26 protein-coding genes are annotated in these 21,957 nt (G+C 68.7%); 17 read left to right on the plus strand and 9 right to left on the minus strand.

All coding sequences use genetic code 11. The features are described from left to right. Position 1: 1 nt before the first annotated feature. On the plus strand, positions 2-1,294 hold the full coding sequence (locus OK349_RS15770; protein ID WP_265118862.1) for a M20/M25/M40 family metallo-hydrolase: 1,293 nt from the start codon (positions 2-4) through the stop codon (positions 1,292-1,294). Positions 1,295-1,437: 143 nt separating this feature from the next. Here OK349_RS15770 and OK349_RS15775 read toward each other — a convergent pair whose 3' ends face one another. Further along, a complete protein-coding gene (locus OK349_RS15775) occupies positions 1,438-2,412 on the minus strand; it encodes a quinone oxidoreductase family protein (RefSeq protein WP_265118863.1) in 975 nt (324 codons plus the stop codon). Positions 2,413-2,500: 88 nt separating this feature from the next. Between OK349_RS15775 and OK349_RS15780 the strand changes: the two genes are divergently transcribed. Next, positions 2,501-3,925: an aldehyde dehydrogenase family protein gene (locus tag OK349_RS15780; protein ID WP_265118864.1), complete on the plus strand. Its 1,425-nt coding sequence runs from the start codon at positions 2,501-2,503 to the stop codon at positions 3,923-3,925. Between the two features lie 38 nt (positions 3,926-3,963). Here the strand turns inward: OK349_RS15780 and OK349_RS15785 are convergent, their stop codons facing one another. Together OK349_RS15785 and OK349_RS15790 are read right to left on the minus strand one after the other, a co-directional pair. Further along, the gene (locus OK349_RS15785) at positions 3,964-4,329 is read right to left on the minus strand and encodes a TFIIB-type zinc ribbon-containing protein (RefSeq protein ID WP_265118865.1); all 366 of its coding nucleotides are present in this window, start codon (positions 4,327-4,329) and stop codon (positions 3,964-3,966) included. A 66-nt stretch (positions 4,330-4,395) separates the two neighbouring features. Further along, on the minus strand, positions 4,396-4,599 hold the full coding sequence (locus OK349_RS15790; RefSeq protein WP_265119300.1) for a hypothetical protein: 204 nt from the start codon (positions 4,597-4,599) through the stop codon (positions 4,396-4,398). 194 nt (positions 4,600-4,793) lie between these two features. Between OK349_RS15790 and OK349_RS15795 the strand changes: the two genes are divergently transcribed. The 3 genes from OK349_RS15795 (at position 4,794) to OK349_RS15805 (ending at position 6,438) form a co-directional block, all read left to right on the plus strand. Beyond that, the gene (locus OK349_RS15795) at positions 4,794-4,994 is read left to right on the plus strand and encodes a hypothetical protein (protein WP_265118866.1); all 201 of its coding nucleotides are present in this window, start codon (positions 4,794-4,796) and stop codon (positions 4,992-4,994) included. Positions 4,995-5,021: 27 nt separating this feature from the next. After that, a complete protein-coding gene (locus OK349_RS15800) occupies positions 5,022-5,867 on the plus strand; it encodes an amidohydrolase family protein (RefSeq protein WP_265118867.1) in 846 nt (281 codons plus the stop codon). Between the two features lie 121 nt (positions 5,868-5,988). Beyond that, positions 5,989-6,438 carry a hypothetical protein gene (locus OK349_RS15805; RefSeq protein WP_265118868.1) on the plus strand — a complete coding sequence of 150 codons (450 nt, stop codon included), beginning with the start codon at positions 5,989-5,991 and terminating at the stop codon, positions 6,436-6,438. Here OK349_RS15805 and OK349_RS15810 read toward each other — a convergent pair. Next, positions 6,435-7,055 carry a S24 family peptidase gene (locus OK349_RS15810; protein WP_306310669.1) on the minus strand — a complete coding sequence of 207 codons (621 nt, stop codon included), beginning with the start codon at positions 7,053-7,055 and terminating at the stop codon, positions 6,435-6,437. The two genes, OK349_RS15805 and OK349_RS15810, sit on opposite strands and share 4 nt — an antisense overlap. A 117-nt stretch (positions 7,056-7,172) precedes the next feature. Here OK349_RS15810 and OK349_RS15815 point away from each other — a divergent pair, with 117 nt between their 5' ends. Next, the gene (locus OK349_RS15815; RefSeq protein ID WP_372340578.1) at positions 7,173-7,346 is read left to right on the plus strand and encodes a hypothetical protein; all 174 of its coding nucleotides are present in this window, start codon (positions 7,173-7,175) and stop codon (positions 7,344-7,346) included. Continuing rightward, complete coding sequence (locus OK349_RS15820; RefSeq protein ID WP_265118871.1) at positions 7,343-7,657, plus strand: hypothetical protein; 315 nt, start codon at positions 7,343-7,345, stop codon at positions 7,655-7,657. The genes OK349_RS15815 and OK349_RS15820 overlap by 4 nt, the downstream gene beginning before the upstream one ends. A gap of 10 nt (positions 7,658-7,667) precedes the next feature. Here OK349_RS15820 and OK349_RS15825 read toward each other — a convergent pair whose 3' ends face one another. Both OK349_RS15825 and OK349_RS15830 read right to left on the minus strand, forming a co-directional pair. Further along, on the minus strand, positions 7,668-8,750 hold the full coding sequence (locus OK349_RS15825) for a hypothetical protein (RefSeq protein ID WP_265118872.1): 1,083 nt from the start codon (positions 8,748-8,750) through the stop codon (positions 7,668-7,670). Beyond that, a complete protein-coding gene (locus tag OK349_RS15830; protein WP_265118873.1) occupies positions 8,720-9,961 on the minus strand; it encodes a TIGR04063 family PEP-CTERM/XrtA system glycosyltransferase in 1,242 nt (413 codons plus the stop codon). Before OK349_RS15830 ends, OK349_RS15825 begins: the two co-directional genes overlap by 31 nt. Positions 9,962-10,053: 92 nt before the next feature. Between OK349_RS15830 and OK349_RS15835 the strand changes: the two genes are divergently transcribed. From OK349_RS15835 to OK349_RS15845, 3 genes are read left to right on the plus strand one after another with little or no spacing between them, the layout of a single operon-like run. Continuing rightward, complete coding sequence (locus OK349_RS15835; protein WP_265118874.1) at positions 10,054-10,203, plus strand: hypothetical protein; 150 nt, start codon at positions 10,054-10,056, stop codon at positions 10,201-10,203. After that, positions 10,196-11,557 (plus strand): DUF5935 domain-containing protein, encoded by a 1,362-nt coding sequence (locus tag OK349_RS15840; protein ID WP_265118875.1) that lies wholly within the window; start codon positions 10,196-10,198, stop codon positions 11,555-11,557. Before OK349_RS15835 ends, OK349_RS15840 begins: the two co-directional genes overlap by 8 nt. An 18-nt stretch (positions 11,558-11,575) precedes the next feature. Beyond that, on the plus strand, positions 11,576-13,318 hold the full coding sequence (locus tag OK349_RS15845; RefSeq protein ID WP_265118876.1) for an asparagine synthetase B family protein: 1,743 nt from the start codon (positions 11,576-11,578) through the stop codon (positions 13,316-13,318). Here OK349_RS15845 and OK349_RS15850 read toward each other — a convergent pair. After that, the gene (locus OK349_RS15850; RefSeq protein WP_265118877.1) at positions 13,315-14,184 is read right to left on the minus strand and encodes a dienelactone hydrolase family protein; all 870 of its coding nucleotides are present in this window, start codon (positions 14,182-14,184) and stop codon (positions 13,315-13,317) included. The two genes, OK349_RS15845 and OK349_RS15850, sit on opposite strands and share 4 nt — an antisense overlap. An 89-nt stretch (positions 14,185-14,273) precedes the next feature. Further along, positions 14,274-14,957: a winged helix-turn-helix transcriptional regulator gene (locus tag OK349_RS15855; protein ID WP_265118878.1), complete on the minus strand. Its 684-nt coding sequence runs from the start codon at positions 14,955-14,957 to the stop codon at positions 14,274-14,276. Between the two features lie 127 nt (positions 14,958-15,084). Between OK349_RS15855 and OK349_RS15860 the strand changes: the two genes are divergently transcribed. Beyond that, a complete protein-coding gene (locus OK349_RS15860) occupies positions 15,085-16,218 on the plus strand; it encodes an acyl-CoA dehydrogenase family protein (RefSeq protein WP_265118879.1) in 1,134 nt (377 codons plus the stop codon). A gap of 39 nt (positions 16,219-16,257) precedes the next feature. Here the strand turns inward: OK349_RS15860 and OK349_RS15865 are convergent, their stop codons facing one another. Further along, on the minus strand, positions 16,258-16,917 hold the full coding sequence (locus OK349_RS15865) for a DUF1013 domain-containing protein (protein ID WP_265118880.1): 660 nt from the start codon (positions 16,915-16,917) through the stop codon (positions 16,258-16,260). A gap of 219 nt (positions 16,918-17,136) precedes the next feature. Here OK349_RS15865 and OK349_RS15870 point away from each other — a divergent pair, with 219 nt between their 5' ends. The 6 genes from OK349_RS15870 to OK349_RS15895 all read left to right on the plus strand — a co-directional run bounded on the left by OK349_RS15870 (position 17,137) and on the right by OK349_RS15895 (position 21,912). Next, positions 17,137-17,412, plus strand: a complete 276-nt coding sequence (locus OK349_RS15870) for a hypothetical protein (RefSeq protein WP_265118881.1) — start codon at positions 17,137-17,139, stop codon at positions 17,410-17,412. A 65-nt stretch (positions 17,413-17,477) separates the two neighbouring features. Continuing rightward, positions 17,478-17,651 (plus strand): hypothetical protein, encoded by a 174-nt coding sequence (locus OK349_RS15875; protein ID WP_265118882.1) that lies wholly within the window; start codon positions 17,478-17,480, stop codon positions 17,649-17,651. A 4-nt stretch (positions 17,652-17,655) separates the two neighbouring features. Beyond that, entirely contained in the window at positions 17,656-18,588 is a 933-nt protein-coding gene (locus OK349_RS15880) for an aldo/keto reductase (protein ID WP_265118883.1), read from the plus strand. A gap of 1 nt (position 18,589) precedes the next feature. Next, on the plus strand, positions 18,590-19,414 hold the full coding sequence (locus OK349_RS15885) for a phytanoyl-CoA dioxygenase family protein (protein WP_265118884.1): 825 nt from the start codon (positions 18,590-18,592) through the stop codon (positions 19,412-19,414). Between the two features lie 243 nt (positions 19,415-19,657). Further along, positions 19,658-20,554, plus strand: a complete 897-nt coding sequence (locus OK349_RS15890; RefSeq protein WP_265118885.1) for a LysR family transcriptional regulator — start codon at positions 19,658-19,660, stop codon at positions 20,552-20,554. A 143-nt stretch (positions 20,555-20,697) separates the two neighbouring features. Further along, positions 20,698-21,912, plus strand: a complete 1,215-nt coding sequence (locus OK349_RS15895) for an FAD-dependent oxidoreductase (protein WP_265118886.1) — start codon at positions 20,698-20,700, stop codon at positions 21,910-21,912. The last annotated feature ends 45 nt before the right edge of the window (positions 21,913-21,957 follow it).

Raw genomic sequence — 21,957 nt, forward strand, 5'->3', positions numbered from 1 at the left:
CATGTTCCGCGCTCTCGCCCCGCTCGCCCTCCTTCTAGCCCTCCCCGCCGCTGCGCAGAACGGCGTTGAACAGAAGATGGCGGCCACCGTCGCCGCCGAGACTGAGCGCCACGTCGCGCTGCTCGAGAAGCTGGTCAACCAGAACTCGGGCTCGCTCAACCTCGACGGGGTGACCAAGGTCGGCGCGATGGTCCGGGCCGAGCTCAAACCGCTCGGCTTCCAGGTCGAGTGGATCGACATGAAGGAAACCGGCCGCGCCGGGCACCTGATCGCAACGCACAAGGGCAATGGCCGCGGCAAGCGCATCCTGCTGATCGGCCACCTCGACACGGTGTTCGAGCCCGAATCGCCCTTCCAGAAATTCGTCCGCGAGGGCGACCGCGCCAGCGGCCCCGGCGTCGGCGACGACAAGGGCGGGGTCGTCGTGATCATCGCCGCGATGCGCGCGATGCAGGCGGCCGGCACGCTCAAGGGCGCCGACATCAAGATCGTGCTGACCGGTGACGAGGAGCGCACCGGCGCCCCGCTCGCGATTGCGCGGCGCGACCTGATCGCCGCGGGCAAATGGGCCGATGTCGCACTCGAATATGAGAATCTCGCGCGCGAGGACGGCAAGGACACCGGCACCGTCGCGCGCCGCAGCTCGACCAACTGGACGCTCACCACCGCCGGCAAGACCGGGCACTCGAGCGGCGTGTTCGGCGCGAGCCTGGGCTATGGCGCGGCCTATGAGCTGGCGCGTATCCTCGACGAGTTCCGCCGCACGCTGCCCGAACAGAATTTGACCTTCAACGTCGGCGTGATGGCCGCGGGCACCCCCGCGACGCTCGCCGCGAACAACTATCAGGTCAGCGCCGGCGGCAAGACCAACATCGTCGCCGAGCAAGCTGTCGCGCGCGGCGACCTGCGCGCGCTCACGCCGGAGCAGGAGGCCAGGACCCGCGCCGCAATGCTGGCGATCGTCGCCAAGAGCTTGCCCGGCACCAGCGCCAAGCTCGATTTCCAGGACGGCTATCCGCCGATGGCGCCGACTGACGGCAACCGCGCGCTGCTGGCCAAGCTCAACGTCATCAACCGCGAGCTCAAGCTCCCCGAAATGGCCGAGATGGACCCCGCGCGCCGCGGCGCCGCCGACAGCGCCTTCGTCGCGGCGGATGTCGACACACTCGCCGGGCTCGGCGCCGCCGGTGGTGGCGCGCATGCCGAAGGTGAGTGGATCGACCTGACCTCGATCCCGCTCCAGGCGCTGCGCAGTGCCGCGTTCATCACGCGGCTGAGCAAGGAAAAGCGCTGAGACTCTTCGTTCCTCACCCGGAGGGCGAGGGGAACCATGCGAAGCATGGTGGAGGGTAGTTTCGGCAAACGGTGTCGCGTGGGGAGAATATCCCTCTGTCATCGCTTCGCGATGCCACCTCCCCTCCGGGGGAGGAGTTACGGTTACGGCACCAGCAGCGTCGCGCCCATGGTCTCGCCCGCCGCGATTGCGCGGTGCGCCTCGGCGGCGTCCTCCAGCGCGAACCGCTGGCCGATCTCGACGTTGAGCACGCCGCTGGCGACCAACTCGAACAATCGCGCCACGCCTGTCGCACGCTCCGCCGGCGTCACGTAATAATCCCACAGCGTCGGCCGGTGGACAAACAGCGAACCGTGGCGGCTCAGCACGCCGAGGTTGACGCCCTCCACCGGCCCGCCGGCATTGCCGAAGCTCACGATCAGCCCGCGCCGCGCCGCCGATTTGAGCGAGGCCTCCCAGGTCGATCCGCCGACCCCGTCGAGCACCACCGGCACGCCCGCGCCCCCGGTGATCTCGCGCACGCGTTCGGCGATGTCCTCGCTCTTGTACTCGATCACATGGTCCGCGCCGATCGACCGGGCGCGCGCCGCCTTTTCCGCCGATCCTACGGTCCCGATCACGCTCGCGCCGAGATGCTTGAGCCACTGCACCAGCAACTGCCCGGTCGCGCCCGCCGCCGCGTGGACCAGCACGGTCATCCCGGCCTGCACCTTCGCCGCGCGCTCGATCAGATACTCCGCGGTGCAGCCCTTCAGCATCACCGCTGCCGCGATCTCGTCGGAGATCGCATCGGGCAGCTTTACCAATATCTCCGCCGGCACGTTCCGCTCGGAAGCATAGGCGCCCATCCCCGGCCCGAAGGTCGCCACCCGGTCACCCGGCGCAAGCGAAGCCACCCCTTCGCCCACCGCCTCGATCACCCCGGCCGCCTCGCTCCCGAGCCCGCTCGGCAGCGGCACCGGATAGAGGCCCGAGCGGTGATAGGTGTCGATGAAATTGAGCCCCACCGCCGTGTGCCGCACGCGCACCTCGCCCGGTCCGGGCGGCGGCAGGTCGCGCTCGACCCACTCGATCACCTCGGGTCCGCCGGTCTTCTCGATCACCGCCACACGCGCCATGCACTCGCCTCCAGTTTCGGGTTGCAACCCTTCGGTTCCGCCGCCATCTAATCCGCCATACCCGATCTTGGAAAATCCGGAGGCGAGGATGCGCAGCTATCTCAGGCACTATATCGGTGGTGAGTGGGTCGAAAGCGAGGGCGGCACGCGCCACGAGGTGATCAATCCCGCGACCGAAGCCGCCGTCGCCGAAATCACCCTCGGCTCGGAGGCGGACGTCGACAAGGCCGTCGCCGCGGCCAAGTCGGCGTTCGAGACCTTCTCGCGCACCAGCGTAGAAGAGCGGCTCGCCCTGCTCGAAGCGATCCTCGCCGAGTACAAGAACCGTGTCGGCGACCTCGCCGAAGCGATCGCCGCCGAGATGGGCGCGCCTATTTCGCTCGCCAGGACTGCGCAGGTCGGCAGCGGCATCGGCCACCTCATGTCGACGATCAAGGCGCTGCGCGACTTCCAGTTCGAGGAGCAGATTGGCAACAGCCTCGTCGTCCACGAACCGATCGGCGTCGTCGCGCTGATCACGCCGTGGAACTGGCCGATGAACCAGATCGTCGCCAAGGTCGCCCCGGCGCTCGCCGCCGGGAACACGATGGTGCTCAAGCCCAGCGAGGAAGCCCCATCCTGCGCCGCGATCTTCGCCGAGATCATGGACAAGGCCGGCGTTCCCGCGGGCGTGTTCAACCTCGTCCAGGGCGACGGCCCCGGCGTCGGCACCGCGCTCAGCCGCCACCGCGGCGTCGACATGGTGAGCTTCACCGGCTCGACCCGCGCGGGTGTGCAGGTCGCCAAGAACGCCGCAGACACAGTGAAACGCGTCCACCAGGAGCTCGGCGGCAAATCGCCCAACGTGATCCTCCCCGGCGCCGACCTCGGCAAGGCGGTCCAGGTCGGGCTGTTCAGCGTGCTGATGAACTCGGGCCAGAGCTGCATCGCCCCCGCGCGGATGCTAGTCCATGAGAGCCAGGCGGCCGAAGCCGCGCAGATCGCCAGCGGCGTGATGAAGGCGGTCGAGACCGGCGACCCCGCCGAGGAGGGCCGCCATATCGGGCCCGTCGTCAACAAGACGCAGTGGGAGAAGATCCAGGGCCTGATCCGCAAGGGGATGGAGGAAGGCGCGAAGCTCGAAACCGGCGGCCCCGGCCGTCCCGATGGCGTCGAGACCGGCTATTTCGTCAAGCCCACGCTCTTCTCGGGCGTGCGCAACGACATGACGATCGCGCGCGAGGAGATCTTCGGCCCGGTCGTCACGATCATCCCGTACAAGGACGAGGAAGAGGCCGTCCGCATCGCCAACGACACCGACTACGGCCTCTCCGCGGTGGTGTTCGGCTCGCCCGACGAGGTCAAGCGCGTCGCCCCCCGCCTGCGCGCCGGCATGGTCTATGTGAACGGTGGCCAGCCCGACCCCAGCCTGCCCTTCGGCGGCTACAAGCAGTCGGGCAACGGCCGCGAGCACGGCAAGTTCGGGCTTGCCGAGTTCATGGAAGTGAAGGCGATGGTGGGAGCGCTGGTTTGATTCCTAATCCTCCCCCGCCAGGGGGAGGATATTCAGGCTCAGTCGAACAGGTCCTCGAGGAAACTCTTCTTGCGCTTGTGCTTGTAGTAGCGCGGGTCCTGGCCATAGCCGCCATGCCCGTAACCCTGCTGCCCATAGCCCTGCTGCTGCGGATAGCCCCCGCCCTGCTGCCATGGTCCGCCCTGTTGCTGTGGCGGCGGAGGCGGCGCCTGGGGCGCTGCGGGCGCAGCCGGCGCTTCGCCCGCGCCGCTGCGTTCGATGATCTTGTCGAGCTCGCCGCGGTCGAGCCAGATGCCGCGGCATTGCGGGCAGTAATCGATCTCGATCCCCTGCCGGTCGCTCATGTGGAGACCCGTCTTGCACACGGGGCACAGCATTCCGGCAACGGCTTCGGGGGTTCGCATCGGCTACTCCTGTCGTGGTCGATGCCTACAAACTAGGGAGCCGTCGCCGCCGCCGCAACGCCACTATCAGTGAACCGTGCCCACCGCGCGGTTGACGCTCATCAGCACGATCAGCCGTTCGATCTGGCGCCAGCGGCAGAAATTGATGTGGTTACCGAGGTCGCGATAGCGGTCCGCGCGCGCCGCCGCCTCGAACCCCGCATCGTCGCCGAATAGCTGCATCAGCTCCGCCGCGTCGGTCACATGCGCGCGGTCGGCGAGATAGGGCATGGCGGACGACATGAGCGGGGGCACTCCGGCGTGGGAATGCGCGACAGTACGCACTGCGCGTGCCAGCTATGGGAACCCCGGCTCTTCTGCGCTCTGCGAGGGTAAACTCACAGAAACCATACGCTTTTCGCCGTTCCAGCCGTGCCGCAACGGGACGGTGGCGTCCCGCCGCGGGACGTGGCAAGGACACGTCCATGGACCGCAAGCCAGCCTCCGCCGCCAAGGGCGCCCCGATCGCCGGCGGCGCACTGCTCGCCCTCAGCCTGATCGTCGGGACGGTGATCGGGGTACTCAGGGGCCAGCCTTCGCTCGGCTTCATCGGGGGGCTGGGGGTCGGGCTGGCGCTGCTGCTGATCGCGGCGCTGCTCGATCGCGCCCGGCGCCGTGACGGCTGAGCGAAGCATCGAAACGGAGGGACTCGCGTGAAATCGCTGTTGCTCGCCAGCGCCCTGCTGGCCGCATCGGGACCGGCATTCGCCCAGGAGCAAGTGTTCGACGCCCATGTCCACCTGCACAAGGGCGAGGCGTCGATCCCCGATTACGAGGCGCAGCTCAAAGCCGCGAACGTCAAGGTCGCCGGCTTCAGCGCAATGTGGTTCGGCGGCCCGCACCAAGCGCCCGAGGGCAAGGTCGAAGAGACCCGCGCCAACAACGACACGCTGATCGCGATGGCCGCGCGGCACCCCGGCATGCTGCCGGTCGCGACCGTCCATCCTTATGACGGCGCCGCCGCGGTCGCCGAGCTCGAGCGGGTGGCGGCACGCGGGGTCAAGGTGCTCAAGATCCACCCGCACACCCAGCGCTTCGACGCCGCCGACCCGCGCGTGCTGACGCTGGCGAAGCGTGCGGGCGAACTCGGCGTGGTGGTGATGATGGACAATGCCGCGATCGTCCCCGACGATTGCGAGAAATTGTTCAACCTCGCGCTGGCCGCGCCCAAGACCAAGTTCCTGTTCGCGCACATGGGCGCGCTCAACTTCCGCTTCTGGAACATCCTCCCGCTCGCGCGCACCGCCGAGAATCTGTTCGGCGACAACATCTATTTCGACATCTCCGGGGGCGTGAACATCGCCGCCGGCTCGCCGATCCAGGACGAGTTCGTGTGGACGATCCGCAATGTCGGTATCGACAATGTCCTGCTCGGCTCGGACTTCCCCCAGCTCTCGCTCCCGGCGACACTCGTCGCGCTCGACAAGCTGGCTCTCACGGATGAGGAGAAGGCAAAGATCCGCTACGGCAACGCGAAGCGGCTGTTCGGGCTGGAGTAACCGCCGCTCACATAGCCCCTCCCGCTTTCGCGGGAGGAGTTGGGGAGGGTCTTCTTCTTTACCGGCTCACCCCCGTAAAGATGCCAAGGATCATTCCTCAGCCTTTCCTCACCTTCCGCTCATGCTGGTCATCCTCGCTTGTGCCACGACGGCCCTCAATTCCACAGGAGGCGAGCACATGACTGGATCAAGCGAACGGGCGAGCGGAAGCTGGAACTACCGTGGCGGCGTTGCCGTTGCATTCGTGGCATCGTTCCTGACGGTGTGGACCACCATCGTCCGCGACGATGGCGGCGGCATGGGCTTCTTCATGCTGATCATGGCCACGGGCGTGGGTTGGTTCGCCGCCTGGTTCCGCCCCGCGGGCATGGCGCGGACCATGGTCGGTGTCGCGATCATGCAGGCGTTGCTCTGCCTGGCCTACGTAACCGCGCCGTCGACCGCGAGCCTGCCGGGTGGTGCATCCAGGATCATGCTGTGGAGCGCCGTCTTCATCATGCTGTGGCTGACATCGGCCGCCTTCTTCCGCGCCGCTGCCAAACAGGATCGCAAAGCGATGGCGACCGCCTAGACCAGCGCCCGGTGCAGCCACACAACCCGCCCCACCACGTCGATGGCCCGCGCCGGCACCACCTCGTCCGCGAAGGCGGGATTGTCGCTCACCACCTCCACCTCGCCGCCCATCGCGCGCAGGCGCTTGACCGCCACCAGCCCCTCGCGCCGGAACACATAGATCGCCGGCCGCGCGCCCAGCGCCCGCCGCGCACCGTCGACCAGGATCTCGTCGCCATCGCATAAGGTCGGCTCCATCGACGCGCCCTCGACCCGGATGGTCGAGGCCATGTCGGCGCGCACGCCCAGCCGCCGCAGCAGCGCCGGGTCGAGCAGCAGCGTGCTGCGCCGCTCGCTCTCGACCAGTCGCCCGCGCCCCGCCGCCGCGCCCGCATCGACTCGCGCCACCGGCACCAGCCCCTCCGCCGCGGGACCGCCGAGCGCCACGTCGCTGATCCCCAGATAGCGCGCCAGCTTGCGCCGGTCGGCCTCGGCCAGCAGCCGCGGGCTGCCGCGCGTCACGAACTGCTGGAGATAGGCGGCATTGCGCCCGATCAGCCGCGACAGCGCCGCCAGCGACTCCCCGCGCGCCGCCGCCGCGCGCTCCAGCGCCTCACGTTGCTCGATCGATTCCATGTCCACTCCATAGCCGTAGGATTTTTCCTAGACAAGTTGGAAATGGGAACATTTAATGAACATCCGAGTCGAATCGCGGGAAAGGAACGGGTGTGGTCGATGGCAATTTTGAGCAAGGTGGAACGGTATCTGCGCAAGCACGACATGCCGCAAACCAAATTCGGGCGGCTGGCGGTGCGCGACCCGCGCCTGGTGGGCGACTTGCGCAATGGGCGCGAATTGCGGGCGCGTACGCTGGCACGAGTCGAGGCGTTCCTCGCCTCGCCCCCGCCGCCGGAGCCGCGGCCATGAGCTGCTGGCTTGACGCCGGAACGCAGCTCGAACGCGCGCTGGCGCGCAGCGCGGAGGCGGAGGGGATCGCGCTGACGATCCTCGTTGCGGACTGGACAAGCTGGGCAAGCGCGACCTTCACCGGCGCGCGGCACCGCATGACGATCACCGCGGCCGCATCTCCGCTGCTCGACCGCTGGCTGGCGGCGCTACCCGAGGCCGAGTTCAGGCTGCGCGGCCATCTCGTCGCCGATCTGGCGGTGGCGGGCGAGCAGCGCATCGGCACGCAGGCCGAGGTCGAGCTCGAAGCGCTGACCGTGGAGGATTGCTAGGGTCCAGACCCTAGACGCGGACCGCGAGCTTGCGCAGCGCTGCGAGCGCGCCTTCCAGCCCCAGTGCTTCCGGTTCGGGCGACGGCTCGGGCGGCGGCGCCGGGGCTGTTTCGGTTTCGGCTGCCGGAACCTGCTCGCTGCGGCGGACGATCCCGCGCTCAAGGCGGTCGAGCAGCGCGTGGACGCTCGCCTCGGTCTCGGGCGCGGCAAGGCTGTCGGAGCGCGGTGGGACAACGGGCGCGACAGATGCAGCAAGCGCTGGACGCGACGACGGTGTGAACTCGAAGGTCTCGAACCGCTCGCCCTCGGCGAACACCGGCGATGGCGCGCGGTGCAGCGGCTTGAGCGGCGGCGGCGGCGCCAGCGGACGCTCGGGAATGGCTTCGGGATCGAAGGCCGAGAGCGGCTGGTCAAGGTCGGCGGGCAGCGGCTGCGGATCGAGTGGCGGCGCGGACCGCGCGACGATCGACGGCATCTCCACCTTGGGTTCCACTTGCGGCTGGGGAATCGCGACGGCCGGAACCGACTCGGCCGGCGGCGCGGGCGACCCCATCGCGATGACGGGCTCGGGCAGCAATTCGGGCAGATGCAGATCGCGAACATCCGCGTTCACCGTTTCCGCTTTCCCCTCCGCCCCGGCGAAGATTCGCGCATCGGCAAGCGAATCCTCCGATTCGGCGTCCACTTGTTCCACCTTCGCGCGGTAAGGCATGCCGAGATCGCGCGTCGCGAGCAGCGGCGGACGCGGCGGCGCGTCGGGATGAGCATCGGCGCGGCGCACCGCGGGACGGCGGATACCCTCCTCCTCCACCTTGCCCCGCGAATCGCGCCAGACGAGCAATGCCGAGAGCAGGAACCAGGCGATCAGCGCCGCGGCGCCGCCCGCGAACACGCCCACGCAGATTCGCGCGGTCACGCCCAGCGGCGGCTCGGCCGCCGGAACGAAGGCGGCGATGCCGCTCGTCACCACGAGTTCCTCGAGCAGGGGAGCCGGAATCGCCAGCGTCGCCAGCGCCACGAGCACGCCCGCCAACCCCGCGCCGGCCAGCGCGAGGTTTGGAGTCAGACGTTGAACGAGGGTGTACGCAACCATTTCCCATCCCGCCCACGGGCCGCGATCAGCCTTTGGTAAACAGGTTCGTAGCGTGAAATGTTTGACGACCAGTTACGCTCTTTCTCAACGAATGTCCGCCCCCGCTCGCGCTGCGCGTCCCAGCCGGCGCGATTGTCGAACACCGCCGCGACCGCCTGGGCGAGCGCCGCCGGGTCGTCGGGCGGGAACAAAGTGCCGGTGTCGCCGTCGCGGATCAGCTCGCGATGCCCGCCGACGTCCGACGCCGCGACCAGCCGCCGCTGCGCCATCGCCTCCAAGGGTTTGAGCGGCGTGACGAGGTCGGTCAGCCGCATATGCTTGCGTGGATAGACCAGGAGGTCGATCAGCGAATAATAGCGCTCGACCTGTTCGTGCGGCACGCGCCCGACGAAGTGGATCGCGCCGGCCGCACTCGACGCCGCGGCCTGCGCGCGGAGCTTCTCCTCCATCGGCCCGCCGCCGACCATCAGCAGCCGCGCCCGGGGCCGCAGCGCCACCAGCGCGGGCATCGCCGCGATCAGGTCGTCGAGCCCCTCATAATCGTAGAAGCTGCCGATGAAGCCGATCACCTCGGCATCGTCCAGCCCCCACTCCGCCGACAGCACCGTGTCGCGCGCCGGCGGCTCGCCGAACAGATGCAGGTCGACGCCGTTGGGCGAGATCATGATCTTGTCCGCGTCGATCCCGCGCGCCACCAGGTCGCGCTTCAGCCCCTCGCAGATCACCGCCACGGCATCGGCGCGCTTGCACGCGAAGGTCTCGAGCGCGCGCGTCGCGCGGTATTTGAGCGAACCCTCGCGCCCCGTGCCATTGCCCACCGCCGCGTCCTCCCAGAAGGCGCGAATCTCGTAGAGCAGCGGTATCCGGTGCTTCTTCGCCGCGCGCATCGCCGCGAGCGGATCGATCACCGGCGAGTGCGCGTGGAGGATGTCGGGCCGGAAGCGCTGCACCACCTGGTCGATCCGCCGCGCGAACGCCGCGATCTCCGCCGCCTCGCCCAGCACCGGCGGGAGGCGGCGCATCTGCCTGGTGCGGTGGAAGTCGATCCCGTCGAGCGTCTCGAACGGCGCGTCGCCGGTATGGTAGCGCGGCCCGGTCACCCCGGCGACGGTCCAGCCGCGCTCGATCTGCGCTTTCAGGATCGCACGGGTGCGGAAGGTATAGCCGCTGTGCAGCGGCAGCGAGTGATCGAGGACGTGCAGGATGCGCATGACGCGATGCCCTTGCCACGCCAGCACTTAACGCCGCGTCAACCGAGCCGGGCTAGGAAGGTCGCCGGTTTCACGCGCGTAGAGGGACGCCAATGATCGACAGTCTGGTGCTTGCCCTCACCCATGGGCTGCTGCTGCTCACCGCGTGGCGGCTGATCCACAGCCCCACGCTCGACGACGAGACCCCGCCGCCCGCTGGCGATTCCGCGCCGAAGAACCGCTGGGGCCGCAAGCGTGCGTGATCTCGCCTTCATTGCATTCCTCGCGGCGATCTTTGCGCTCGGCTTCCGCCGGCCGTTCATCTTCGTGCTGGCCTATGTCTATATCGACGTCGTCTCGCCGCAGCGGATGAGCTACTTCCTGCTCAACGCCTTCCCGATCTCGGCGATGGCGGTGGGGTTCGCGGTCGTCACCTGGCTCGCCTTCGACGACAAGAAGGATACGCGATTCGCCCCGCGCCAGGGGCTGATGCTGGCGCTGCTCGCCTATTGCTGGTGGACCACGACCAAGGCCGATTTCCCGATCGACGCGGCGTTCAAATGGGACTGGGTGTGGAAGGCGCTGGCCTTCGCGATCTTCCTCCCCCTCACCCTGCGCACCAAGCTCAGGATCGAGGCGCTGTTGCTGTTCATGCTGCTCTCGGTCGCGACGATCATCATCTCGGGCGGCCTCAAGACCGCGCTCGGCGGCGGCGGCTATGGCCAGCTGAAGCTCATCGTCGACAATAATTCCGGGCTGTTCGAAGGCAGCATCATCTCCGCCGTCGCCATCTGCATCATCCCGCTGATCCTGTGGTTCACGCGCTACGGCACGATCTTCCCGCCCGACTGGCGCGTGAAGCTGTTCGGCTATGCGCTGATCTTCGCCTGCCTGCTGATGCCGGTGGGGACCGAGGCGCGCACCGGCCTCGTCTGCATCGCCCTGCTCGCAGTGCTGATGCTGCGCGACGTCAAGCGGCGCATGCTCTATGTCGGCGGCGCGGCGCTGCTCGGCCTCGCCGCCATTCCCTTCTTGCCCACCGCGTTCACCGAGCGGATGGGCACGATCCGCACCTATCAGGCCGATGCCTCGGCCTCGACCCGGATCGAGGTGTGGAAATGGACCTGGGAGTATGTGAAGGACCACCCGTTCGGCGGCGGGTTCGAGGCGTATCGCCAGAACGAGATCAAGTACGACAAGGTCTCGGTGGTCGGCGAAGGCCCCAACGTCACGGTCGTGCGCACCCCCGAGATCGACAAGGCCCGCGCCTATCACTCGGCTTTTTTCGAGATGCTCGGCGAGCAGGGCTGGCCCGGCCTCATCCTGTGGCTGATGATCCATCTCGGCGGCATCCTGCGCATGGAGGTGCTGCGCCGCCGCTACTGGAAGGCGCCGCCCGACCAGGCCTGGGTCTCGCCGCTCGCCACCGCGCTCCAGCATGCGCACATGATTTATCTGTTCGGCTCGCTGTTCGTCGGAATTGCGCTCAATCCCTTCGTCTACATGCTGGTCGGCGCGCAGATCGGGCTCGACACCTATCTCGCCCGCAAGCGCGCCGAGGAGGGGATGCAGCCGATGCGGAAACCGCGCAATTCCCCCGCGCCAGCCGCCACGTGATCGGCTAAAGGCGCCTCTATGGCCGGCCTGTTTCTCGCGCGTAACGACGATCCCGCCTTCGCCGAATCCGCCCTCGGCGCCGCGCGGACGGCATTCGCCGCACAGGGCTTCCCCGCGCCCGCCGCGCACGCCCTGCGCGGCTGGTCGCTGCTGCACTTCCCCTATATCGTCGGCGGTCCCGAGGGGCTATTGGTGCGCGGCGACGATCTCGTCGCGGCCGCCGGCACGCCGGTGGTCGACGGCAAGTTCGGCCACCCCGCGCTCGAAGCGCTGCTGATGATGGATCCGCTCGCGCTCGACTGGGACCGGATCGGCGGCCAGTTCGTCGCCCTGGTCCGCCGCGGCGGGCGCAGCTTCCTGTTCGGCGATTATTTCGCGGCCTTCCAGTTGTTCCGCGACGACCGCGACCGGCTGTTCTCGACCTCCTTCCTCGCCGCAGCCGAGGCGCTGCCACGGCTCAGCTTCGATGCGCAGGGCGTCTATGAGCTGGCGTTCAACGTCATGCCGCTCGGCGACGACAGCGTGTTCGCCGAGCTCAAGACGCTCTCCCCCTTCGAGGTAGTCGAGCTCACCGAGCGCGGCACGATCCGCCACCGTGTCGACAAGCCGCTGCCGGCCGCGCCGTCGGACCTGCCGCTGGCCGAGCAGATCGCGCACCACCACGCCCCGCTTGCGGCGATCGTCGGCGCGCATGTCGCGCAGTTCGGCGACCAGATCCGCAGCCCGCTCTCGGGCGGGCTCGACTCGCGCCTCGTCCTCGCCGCACTGCGCGAGGCGGGCTGCCGCCCCGAGCTCTATGTCTATGGTCTGCCCGGCGACGAGGATGTCGAGATCGCGCAGGCAATGGGCAAGGCGCTCGGCTTCGAGGTCGCCTGGACCGACAAATACGCCGAGACCCCGCCGCCCGACGCCTTTCCCGAGCTGGTCGAGCGCAACTTCCACCAGTTCGACGGCCTGCCCACCTTCGGCAACATCTTCGACAATGGCGCGCATGGCGCCGCGCAGCTCGCACGCCATGCCGGCGGCGCGCTCGCCGTGTCGGGTGGGTGCGGCGAGATCTACCGCAACTTCTTCTATTTGCCCGACCGCCGCTTCAGCGCGAAGGACGTCGCGCGCACCTTCTTCGCCCGCTTCGTCCCCGGCGACGCCACCAGCGCCTTTGACCCGCGCGCCTTCCTCGACTCGATCGCCGAGAAGATCCGCACCGCGATCGAGCCGCCCGCCGCCACCAGCCGCCTCGACCGCGCGCGCATCGAGCAGATCTATCCGCGCATCCGCTGCCGCGCGCTGTTCGGGCGTGAGATCAGCCTGGAGGGCCGCTACAGCCCCTATCTCATGCCCTTCCTCGACCATCGCGTGGTGGCGCAGGCGATGACGCTCCCGCTCGCACGCAAGCATGCCGGCCGGTTCGAGGCGGCGTTGCTCAATGCGATCGACCCGCAGCTCGCCGCCCAGCCCTCGGCCTATGGCCACGACTTCACCGGCCCGCCGGGGCGCAAGCACCGCTTCGCCGAATGGTCGACGCGCATCCGCCCGATATGGCTGCGTCAGCACACCTATGCCATCCGCCGCCGCCTCGGCCCGATGGGTGACGAGCATGGCGGGCTGCTCGAACCCGACTATATGAACCGCGTGATCGATCCGGCTTTCCCGGCGATGCGCCGCTTCTTCCGAATCGAACACATCACCGACAGCGGCCTGTGGCGCCGCGTCGCCAATCTCGAATATCTGGCGGCGAAGCTGGGCTCGAAGCTCGCCTAGGCGAGCGCCTTGCCGAACAGCGCGAGCAGCCGGCCCCAGGCCTTCTCGGCCTGCACCTGATTATAGGCCGGGCTGTCGGGCGGGCACCAGCCGTGCATCGCTCCGGCATAGACCTCGATCTCGGCCGGCAGCCCGGCGTCGGCGAACGCCTTGCGCAGCGTTTCCTTCTCGTTCGGGTTGCGCTGGTCGTCATTCTCGGCGACCGCGAACAGGAAGCTCGCCTTCATTTTCGGCACCAGCAGGTGCGGGCTGTCGGGCCTGTCGGTGGCGAGCCCGCCGCCATGGAACGAGGCCCCCGCACGGATGCGGCCGGGCACCGCCGCCGCGGTCTGCATCACCATCGGCCCGCCCATGCAATAGCCGGTCGTCCCCATGCCGCGCTTGGTGTTCACCTCCGGCTGCTTGTCGAGGAATGCCGCAAAGGCCACCGCATCGCGCATCACCGCATCGGCGGTCAGCAACTTGCGCCACTCCATCAGCTTCGCGCGGATCTCCGGCTGGCTCCACGTCTCGCCCTCTTTCACGATCGGCAGTGGCGCGGAGCGGTAGAACTGGTTCACGGTCAGCACCGCATAGCCTGACTGCGCCAGCCGCTCGCCCATCTTGCGAAACGACGGCCGCAGCCCGCCGATATCGGGCCAAACCAGTACGGCGGGATGCTTGCCCTTGTCCGGCGCGACGAAATAGGCCTGCGCGACTCCGTCGGGCGTCTTGATGGTGATATCGCGGCCCTTCAACGGTTTGGCATTGGCCGGCGCGGGCAGCATTGCGGTGAGCGCGGCCGCGCCCGTCATCCCCGTGAACTCGCGGCGCGAGACCTTCCCGAACAGGCGCGCATTGTCGGCATCGGTCAGCTCGTCACACATCGTCCTGCTCCCGGAATCGCGTTGCCGAGCGAGCCTATCTCACGCCGCGCGATACCACCAGACGCCGTCCCGCAGATACGCCGTCGAGCCTAGGCGGCCATCCGCGCGTGCTTCGCGAAGCTGCTGAGGCCGAGCCAGTGCTGCATCTGCGCGGCGATCGCCGGGTCGCCGGTGACGATCACCCGCTCCTCGTCCAGCGCGGCGCGGAGGCTCTCATATCCCATCCAGACCGCGGTCATCGTCCGCAGGTCGGTGGAGACATACAGGTCGACATCGAACCCCGGATCCATCGAGCAGAGATCGACCGCACCGTCCGGTGCGACCACCAGCCACCAGCGCCGGTGCACTTCCGGCTGCTCGGGATAGCGGAACTGGATCACCGAGCGCCGCGGCGGCAGCGGCGTGGGATCGAGATTGCGGCGCATGTCCCACATCAGCAGCTGCGCATCGAGATGCTCGAGCGAGAGCTCATGGTCGATCCAGCGCTGTCCCCAGATGCCGAACGCATCGACGATCGGTTCCAGCTCGCGCCCGGCCGCGGTCAGCCGGTAATCGAGCCCGTTCGCATCCCGCACGACGATGCCCGCCGCCTCGAGGTCCTTGAGCCGCTGCGACAACAAGGCTGGCGACATCCGCGGAACCCCGCGCCGCAGATCATTGAATCGGGTCGAGCCGGCGATCAGTTCGCGCACCAGCACGATCGTCCAGCGCGTGCACAACGTCTCGGCCGACATCGCGACCGGACAGAATTGTTTGTAGCTGCCTTGCGCCATCGTTCGTCCTCTCCGACATTGCGCGAAGCGTTAGTTCAGTAACTGTATCGGGCAAGTTCAGTTTCTGAACTGGAACCAGCCTAGCATGATCGGCGAAGCCCTCCGGTGCAACTACGGAGAATCTCGAATGCTGACGCAAGTTAACGAACAGCCCCGCGACTGGGTCGCCGACGCGCATATCATTGCCGCCGACATCGCCCAGCTCGCCGGCCAGTACGATGCGGAGGAGCGCTTCGTCGCCGAGGGCTATGCGCGACTCAAGGCCGCCGGCTTCTTCAAGGCGCTGGTGCCCGCGCATCTCGGCGGCGGCGGCGCGGAATTCGCCGACATCTTCGCCGCGATCCGCGTGCTGGGCGCGGCGTGCGGCTCGACCGCGCTCGCCTTCTCGATGCATACGCATCTCGTCGCCGCCGCGGCGTGGCGCCTCGCGCACCAGAATGCGCCGACCGAGGGACTGCTCCGCCGCGTCGCCGCCGAGGACCTGATCCTCGTGTCGAGCGGCGGCTCGGACTGGCTCGACAGCGGCGGCGTCGCGGAGAAGGTCGAGGGCGGCTTCCACATCACCGCGCGCAAGCCCTTTTCGAGCGGGTGCGAGATGGGCGACCTGCTGATGACCAGCGCGGTCCATGACGATCCCGAGGCGGGTCCGACCGTCCTCCATTTCGGCGTGCCGCTCAACGCGGCCGGCGTGTCGATCGAGGAGACCTGGCACGTGCTCGGCATGCGCGGCACCGGCTCGAACGACATCGTGCTCGACCATGTGTTCGTTGCCGATGCGGGGATCGCCGGGCGCCGGCCCAAGGGCAAATGGCACATGCTGTTCCACACGATCAGCATGATCGCCTTCGCCTCGATCTACTCCGCCTATATGGGCATCGCCGACGGCGCCCGCCGCCGCGCGCTGGAGATCGCGAGCAAGCGCCCGGCCGATGGCGACCTCCTCCGCCTCGCCGGCGAAATGGAGAATGCGCATCTGCGCGCCGAGCTCGCGATGCGCGAGATGGTCGAGCTCGCGACCGACGGCCAGCCAGGGCCCGAGACCACCGGCCGCGCGCTGGCCTGTCGCACGCTCCTGGGCGACGCCGCGATCGAGACGGTCGAGCGCGCGATGGAGCTCGCCGGCGGTGCGAGCTTCTATCGCAAGAACGAGCTGGAGCGCGCGTTCCGCGACATCCAGGGTGCGCGCTTCCATCCCTTGCGCGAAGGACCGCAGCTCACGCTCGCCGGCCGGCTCGCGCTGGGCCTCGACATCGACGGGTAAAAGGCCTCCCGCGCCGTCACCCGGCGCGGCGGCTGCCGGTCAGCTGCGGAAGATGCTGTCCGGCGTCGGCTCCGCGCCCGGCTCGTCGGCCTCGCGTGCCGCGGCCTCGCGCTCGGCGCGCAGCTGCTCGATCAGCGCCTCGCGGTCGCCTTCCAGGCGCGTGTCGACCGGCGCCTCGATCCCCGCCGCCTTCGCCGCCTTGGCCACCGCCGCGTCGAGCTCGCGCTGGGTGGTCAGGCCGAGCGTGACCGGATCCTTCGGCGTGATGTTGGCGATGTTCCAGTGCGTGCGGTCGCGGATCGCGGCGATCGTGTTGCGCGTGGTGCCGATCAGCTTGCCGATCGCGCCGTCCGAGATCTCGGGATGGTTGCGGATGATCCAGGCGATGCCGTCGGGCTTGTCCTGGCGCTTGCTCACCGGGGTGTAGCGCGGGCCCTTGGTGCGGCGGACCTGGTCGGGGCCTTTGCTCATCTTGAGGCGATAGTCGGGATCGGCCTGACCCTTCTCGATCTCCTCCATCGTCAGCTCGTGCGCGCGCACCGGATCACGGCCGGTGAGCTTGGTCGCAGCGGTATCGTCCGCGATCGCCTGCACTTCCAGGATGTGCAGGCCGCAGAACTCGGCGATCTGCTCGAACGAGAGCGCGGTGTTGTCGACCAGCCAGGAAGCGGTCGCATGCGGCATGAGCGGCTGGGCCACGTCAAAGTCTCCAGAAACAATAAGGGCCGCCCTCATCGGGCGGCCGTTCATGCTGCCCGATCTAGGCGCGTGCGGCGCCAGAGGCAAGTCTCTTGGCAAGCGTCTTGGGGCGCTTGTGCGCTGCCATATGCCCGAAACTTGCGGCATACATTGCGCATGCCCTAGGGTTGCGCCGGGCGCCTCACGCGGGCGCACCGGCCAAGACAGAGAGGAATTTGCATGAAACGAGTCCTTCTTCCCCTCGCCGCGGTTGCTGCGCTGGGTCTCGCCGCGTGCAGCGAAAACGCGCAGAACGAAGCCGCGCAGGCCGCGAACGCGATCGCCGCGGACGCCAATCAGACGATGGGCGAAGCCGCGCAGGACGTCGAATCCGCGACCGACAGCGCGCTCGGTGCCGCCGAGAATGCCGCCGACGGCCTCGGCAACGCGATCGACGCCGGTGTCGAGAAGGCCGGCAACGCCGCCGACGCCGCGGGCGACGAACTCAAGAAGTGATGTGTTCCGGGGCCGTCCGCCGCGGCGGCCCCCTTTTCCGCCCTCCTTTTCGACAGGGTGCCGTGATGCGCGCGATCCTCCTGCTCCCGCTGACGCTGCTCGCGGCGTGCAACTCGACCGACGACTCCACCGGCGTCAGCGGCGACGAGGCCGCGCAGCTCAACGCCGCCGCGGACATGCTCGACATCAACGCCACCGATCCCGATATGTCGGCCAACGCGCCCCAGGCGAAGGAGTAAGGCGATGCGCCAGCTCGGCGTCACTGACATCAAGACGCCTCCCATGGTGTTCGGCGGCAACGTCTTCGGCTGGACCGCCGATCGCGACATGAGCTTTGCGCTGCTCGACCGCTTCGCCGATGCGGGCGGCACGCTGGTCGACACCGCCGACGTCTATTCCAACTGGGTTCCCGGCCACCGGGGCGGCGAATCCGAGTCGGTGATCGGCGAATGGCGCAAGGCGTCGGGCAAGCGCATCGGCATCGCGACCAAGGTCGGCTTTGCGCCCGATCGCGGCGGCCAGCTCGACCCCGCGCATATCGCCGCCGCCTGCGACGCCTCGCTCAAGCGGCTCGGGGTCGAGACGATCGACCTCTATTATGCGCATCAGGACGACGAGAAGGTGCCGCAGGAGGACGTCCTCGCCGCCTTCGGCAAGCTGATCGACGCGGGCAAGGTCCGCCACATCGCCGCCTCCAACTTCGGCGCCGCGCGGCTCAAGTCGGCGCTCGACATCGCCGCGCGCGACGGGCTGCCGCACTATCGTGCGCTCCAGCCCGAATATAATCTCGTCAGCCGCCACCGCTTCGAGGGCGAGCTCCAGGACCTGTGCGTCCAGCACAATATCGGCGTGCTGCCCTATTACGGCCTGGCTTCGGGCTTCCTCACCGGCAAGTATCGCAGCGAGGCCGATCTTGGCAAAAGCGTGCGCGGCGGCCGCATGGGCGAGCTGCTCAAGGGCAAGGGCGGCCAGGTGCTCGCCGCGATGGACGCGGTGGCGGCCGAGACCGGCGCCACGCTCTCGCAGGTCGCACTCGCCTGGCTCGCCGCGCAGCCCGGCGTCACCGCGCCGATCGCCAGCGCCACCAGTCTCGCCCAGCTCGACGAGCTGATCGCCGGCTGGGATCTGCAGCTTTCGAAGGATCAACTCGACCGGCTGACCGCCGCGGGAGCGTGAAATGGACTATCTCGCCGATTATCGGGAGAAGGGCTACGCGATTGTCCGCGGCCTGTTCGCCCGCGACGAGATCGCCGCCATCGCCGCCGCCATCGACCAGATCTATCTCGAGGGCGAGGCCCATGGCCGCAGCTTCCGCCACGGCAACCTCTTCTACAAGCTGACCCCGGACGCCGACGGCCAGCAGCTGGTGCGCATGGTCCAGTGGCCTTCCTATCACCAGCCGGTGCTCAACGCCGTCCGCCTCGATCCCCGCTTCGCCGAGACGCTCGCGCCGCTGATCGGCGGGGATCTCAAGCAGATCATCAACCAGGTGCACTGGAAGGCGCCCGGCTCACGCGGCGACTTCGCCTGGCACCAGGATTCGCGCTTCCGCAAGCCCGACGACGCCTATCGCAACCTCGGCGCGAGCTATGTCCAGACCGGCCTCGCGATCGATCCGCACACACCGGAGAGCGGCGCGATGCGCTTCATCCCCGGCAGCCACCGCGCCGGGCAGCTCGAGCTCGATACCGAGACCGAGGTGCTCGGCACCGAGATGAGCGACGAGGCGCTGGTCGCCGCGGGAATCGACCCGGGCAACGTGGTCGACCTGGTCCTTGAGCCCGGCGACCTCGCACTTTGGCATCCGCATCTCGTCCATGGCTCGGGCCGCAACGGCGCCGATCATCAGCGCCGCCTCTACATCAACGGCTATGTCCGCGCCGCCGATTGCGACCGCGGCGAATGGGCGTTCCGCGGCGGCCAACCCGTCCCGCTCGGCCCCGAACCCGCGCTCGTCCATTATGAAGAGCTGCGCGAACGGCCCGAGCCGCATTACGTCTAGGAGCGCGTAGGCGGACGAGGCACGAATTCCTCCCCCGCAGGGGAGGGGGACCGCCGAAGGCGATGGAGGGGTAGTTTCGGCAAGCGGCATCGCCCGAGGAGAATACCCCTCCGTCACCGCTTCGCGGCGCCACCTCCCCCTCCGGGGGAGGAATTTAGAACGCCGCCCTCCCGAGTCTCGATCTGCCCCAGGCCGCCCCGCCGATCCCGTTGCCAGCGCCGCATCGCGCCCTAAGATGCGCCGATGCGCTTCCGTCAGCTCGAAGTCTTCCACGCCGTCTATCACCATGGCTCGATCAGCGCCGCGGCGCGCGCGCTGGGCGTCTCGCAGCCCTCGGTGTCCAAGACGCTGCACCATGCCGAGGATAATCTCGGCTTCCCGCTGTTCCAGCTCTCGCGCGGCCGCCTCATCCCCACCGACGAGGCGCATGCGCTGATGCGCGAGGCCGGCGACCTGTTCGACCGGCTCGGCACGCTGCAGCAGACCGCGCGCAACCTCTCCCAGGCCGGCGGCGGCCATATCCGGCTCGGCATCGTGCCCAGCCTCGCACTCGACATCGTCCCTCAGGCGATGGCGCAGTTCCGCCGCGAAGCGCCGCGCGTCACCTTCGAGGTCCACACCCATCACCATGACGACCTCGTCAGCTCGCTGATCGAGCGCGAGATCGACCTCGCCATCGCCTACACCCCGCCGCCGCATCCGCGTCTCAGCCGCCAGGTGCTGGCCGAGGGCGAGCTCGTCGTGTTGTTCCCCGACGGCATGTTCGGCCCGCTCGGCCCGCGCTTCCCGCTCGATCTGCTGGCCGACCGCGACGTGATCGGCGTCACCGCCGCGGGGCCGATCGGCGACGTGCTCACCCGCGCCGCCCGCGAACGCGGCCTCGTCTTTCGCGAGACGGTGTCGGTGCAGACCTTCTTCATCGCCGCCCGCCTCGCCCAGCTCGAGGGCGGCGTCACCGTGATCGACGAGTTCACCGCGCGCGCCCGGACGGCGCCCGGCTTCACCTGGCTGCCCACCGATCCGCCGCTGCGCTTCACCATTTCCTGGGCGACGCTGGAGGAGCGCCAACCCTCGCGCGTCGCGCGACAGTTCCTGCGGACGCTCGAAGCGACTCTTAGCGAAACCCGCAGCCACGCATAACCTGCGGCTATAATACGCAAACAAAAACCATATTTTTCGACCCTCGCTCGAACGATAATTTCTCCTGAGTCCGGAAGGGGGCTGGACCGGGGGAGACATCGACTGCGTAGCGTATCCATTCCATCCCCGCGCGGGAGTCGCTGATGCGCGAGAAGGAGATCATCGTCGTCGGTGCCGGCGTGGTCGGCATGGCGACCGCGCTCACGCTCGCCGATCGCGGGCATCGCGTGACGGTGGTGGATTCGGCGCGCGGCCCCGGTCTCGGCGCGTCCTTCGCCAATGGCGCGCAGCTTAGCTACGCCTATACCGACGCGCTGGCGAGCCCGGCGACGCTGCCGCAGATCCCGCGCATGCTGCTCGGGCTCGATTCGGCGCTTCGCTTCCATCTGCAGCTCGATCCGGACTTCCTGCGCTGGGGCATCGCCTTCCTGCGCAACTGCAGCGCCGCTCGGTTCCGCCGCAACACGCTGCAAGGGCTCGCGCTCGCCGCCGAATCGCGGCGCGCGCTGGACGCGCTGAGCGCCCGCCACGGCCTCGATTACGGCCATGCCGTGCCCGGCAAGATCCACATCTACCGCAGCGCCCGGTCCTTCGCCGCCGCCCAGGCCATGGTCGCGCTCAAGCAGGCCGGTGGCGCGGTCCAGACCTTGCTTGATCCCGATCAGGCGGTCGCGCTCGAGCCGATGCTCGCGCCCGTGCGCGACGCGATCGTGGGCGCGCTGCATACCGCCGACGAAGCGGTCGGCGATCCGCACCGCTTCTGCACCGGTGCGCACGACGCATTGCTCCGCGCCGGCGGCAGCTCGCTGTTCGGCACCGCCGTCGACCGGATCGAGGCGAACGGCAGCAAGCCCGCGATCGTCACCGCCGAGGGCAGCCGCGTGCCGGCCGACCGCATCATCCTGTCGGCCGGAGTCGCCGCGCCGCGGCTGGCGCGCCGGCTCGGCGTGTATCTGCCGGTCCAGCCGATGAAGGGCTATTCGATCACCACGCAGCCGGGGCCCGCCGCGCCGGCCGCGAGCATCACCGATGTCGCCAACCGGGTGGTCTTCGCGCGGCTCGGCAATCGCATGCGGATCGCGGGGCTTGCCGAGCTCGGCAATCGCGACATACGCGTTGATTCCAGGCGGTTGTGCGCGCTGGTCGACAGCGCGCGCGCCGCGCTGCCGGGGGCGGCGGACTATGCGAATATCGAATCGAGCTGGGCCGGGCTTCGCCCGATGACGCCCGATTCGCTGCCGATCACCCAAGGGATCGCGCCCGGGGTGATCGCCAATACCGGGCATGGCGGGCTCGGCTGGACCTATGCTGCAGGGTCGGCCGAGCGCGTCGCGCGGATCATCGAGGGGACAGCCTGACGGTGCACCAGACGCCGCAGACGGGAACATCAGGGAAGGGGTAAC

It is taken from the genome of Sphingomonas sp. BT-65, from assembly GCF_026107375.2.
GTDB lineage: Bacteria > Pseudomonadota > Alphaproteobacteria > Sphingomonadales > Sphingomonadaceae > Sphingomonas.

Bases quoted from the DNA above. Each gene is read 5' to 3' on its own strand.
- OK349_RS15770 (WP_265118862.1), top strand. From the start codon at position 2: ATGTTCCGCGCTCTCGCCCCGCTCGCCCTCCTTCTAGCCCTCCCCGCC.
- OK349_RS15775 (WP_265118863.1), bottom strand. From the start codon at position 2,412: ATGGCGCGTGTGGCGGTGATCGAGAAGACCGGCGGACCCGAGGTGATC.
- OK349_RS15780 (WP_265118864.1), top strand. From the start codon at position 2,501: ATGCGCAGCTATCTCAGGCACTATATCGGTGGTGAGTGGGTCGAAAGC.
- OK349_RS15785 (WP_265118865.1), bottom strand. From the start codon at position 4,329: ATGCGAACCCCCGAAGCCGTTGCCGGAATGCTGTGCCCCGTGTGCAAG.
- OK349_RS15790 (WP_265119300.1), bottom strand. From the start codon at position 4,599: ATGCCCTATCTCGCCGACCGCGCGCATGTGACCGACGCGGCGGAGCTG.
- OK349_RS15795 (WP_265118866.1), top strand. From the start codon at position 4,794: ATGGACCGCAAGCCAGCCTCCGCCGCCAAGGGCGCCCCGATCGCCGGC.
- OK349_RS15805 (WP_265118868.1), top strand. From the start codon at position 5,989: ATGCTGGTCATCCTCGCTTGTGCCACGACGGCCCTCAATTCCACAGGA.
- OK349_RS15810 (WP_306310669.1), bottom strand. From the start codon at position 7,055: ATGGAATCGATCGAGCAACGTGAGGCGCTGGAGCGCGCGGCGGCGGCG.
- OK349_RS15820 (WP_265118871.1), top strand. From the start codon at position 7,343: ATGAGCTGCTGGCTTGACGCCGGAACGCAGCTCGAACGCGCGCTGGCG.
- OK349_RS15825 (WP_265118872.1), bottom strand. From the start codon at position 8,750: ATGGTTGCGTACACCCTCGTTCAACGTCTGACTCCAAACCTCGCGCTG.
- OK349_RS15830 (WP_265118873.1), bottom strand. From the start codon at position 9,961: ATGCGCATCCTGCACGTCCTCGATCACTCGCTGCCGCTGCACAGCGGC.
- OK349_RS15835 (WP_265118874.1), top strand. From the start codon at position 10,054: ATGATCGACAGTCTGGTGCTTGCCCTCACCCATGGGCTGCTGCTGCTC.
- OK349_RS15845 (WP_265118876.1), top strand. From the start codon at position 11,576: ATGGCCGGCCTGTTTCTCGCGCGTAACGACGATCCCGCCTTCGCCGAA.
- OK349_RS15850 (WP_265118877.1), bottom strand. From the start codon at position 14,184: ATGTGTGACGAGCTGACCGATGCCGACAATGCGCGCCTGTTCGGGAAG.
- OK349_RS15855 (WP_265118878.1), bottom strand. From the start codon at position 14,957: ATGGCGCAAGGCAGCTACAAACAATTCTGTCCGGTCGCGATGTCGGCC.
- OK349_RS15860 (WP_265118879.1), top strand. From the start codon at position 15,085: ATGCTGACGCAAGTTAACGAACAGCCCCGCGACTGGGTCGCCGACGCG.
- OK349_RS15870 (WP_265118881.1), top strand. From the start codon at position 17,137: ATGAAACGAGTCCTTCTTCCCCTCGCCGCGGTTGCTGCGCTGGGTCTC.
- OK349_RS15875 (WP_265118882.1), top strand. From the start codon at position 17,478: ATGCGCGCGATCCTCCTGCTCCCGCTGACGCTGCTCGCGGCGTGCAAC.
- OK349_RS15880 (WP_265118883.1), top strand. From the start codon at position 17,656: ATGCGCCAGCTCGGCGTCACTGACATCAAGACGCCTCCCATGGTGTTC.
- OK349_RS15885 (WP_265118884.1), top strand. From the start codon at position 18,590: ATGGACTATCTCGCCGATTATCGGGAGAAGGGCTACGCGATTGTCCGC.
- OK349_RS15890 (WP_265118885.1), top strand. From the start codon at position 19,658: ATGCGCTTCCGTCAGCTCGAAGTCTTCCACGCCGTCTATCACCATGGC.
- OK349_RS15895 (WP_265118886.1), top strand. From the start codon at position 20,698: ATGCGCGAGAAGGAGATCATCGTCGTCGGTGCCGGCGTGGTCGGCATG.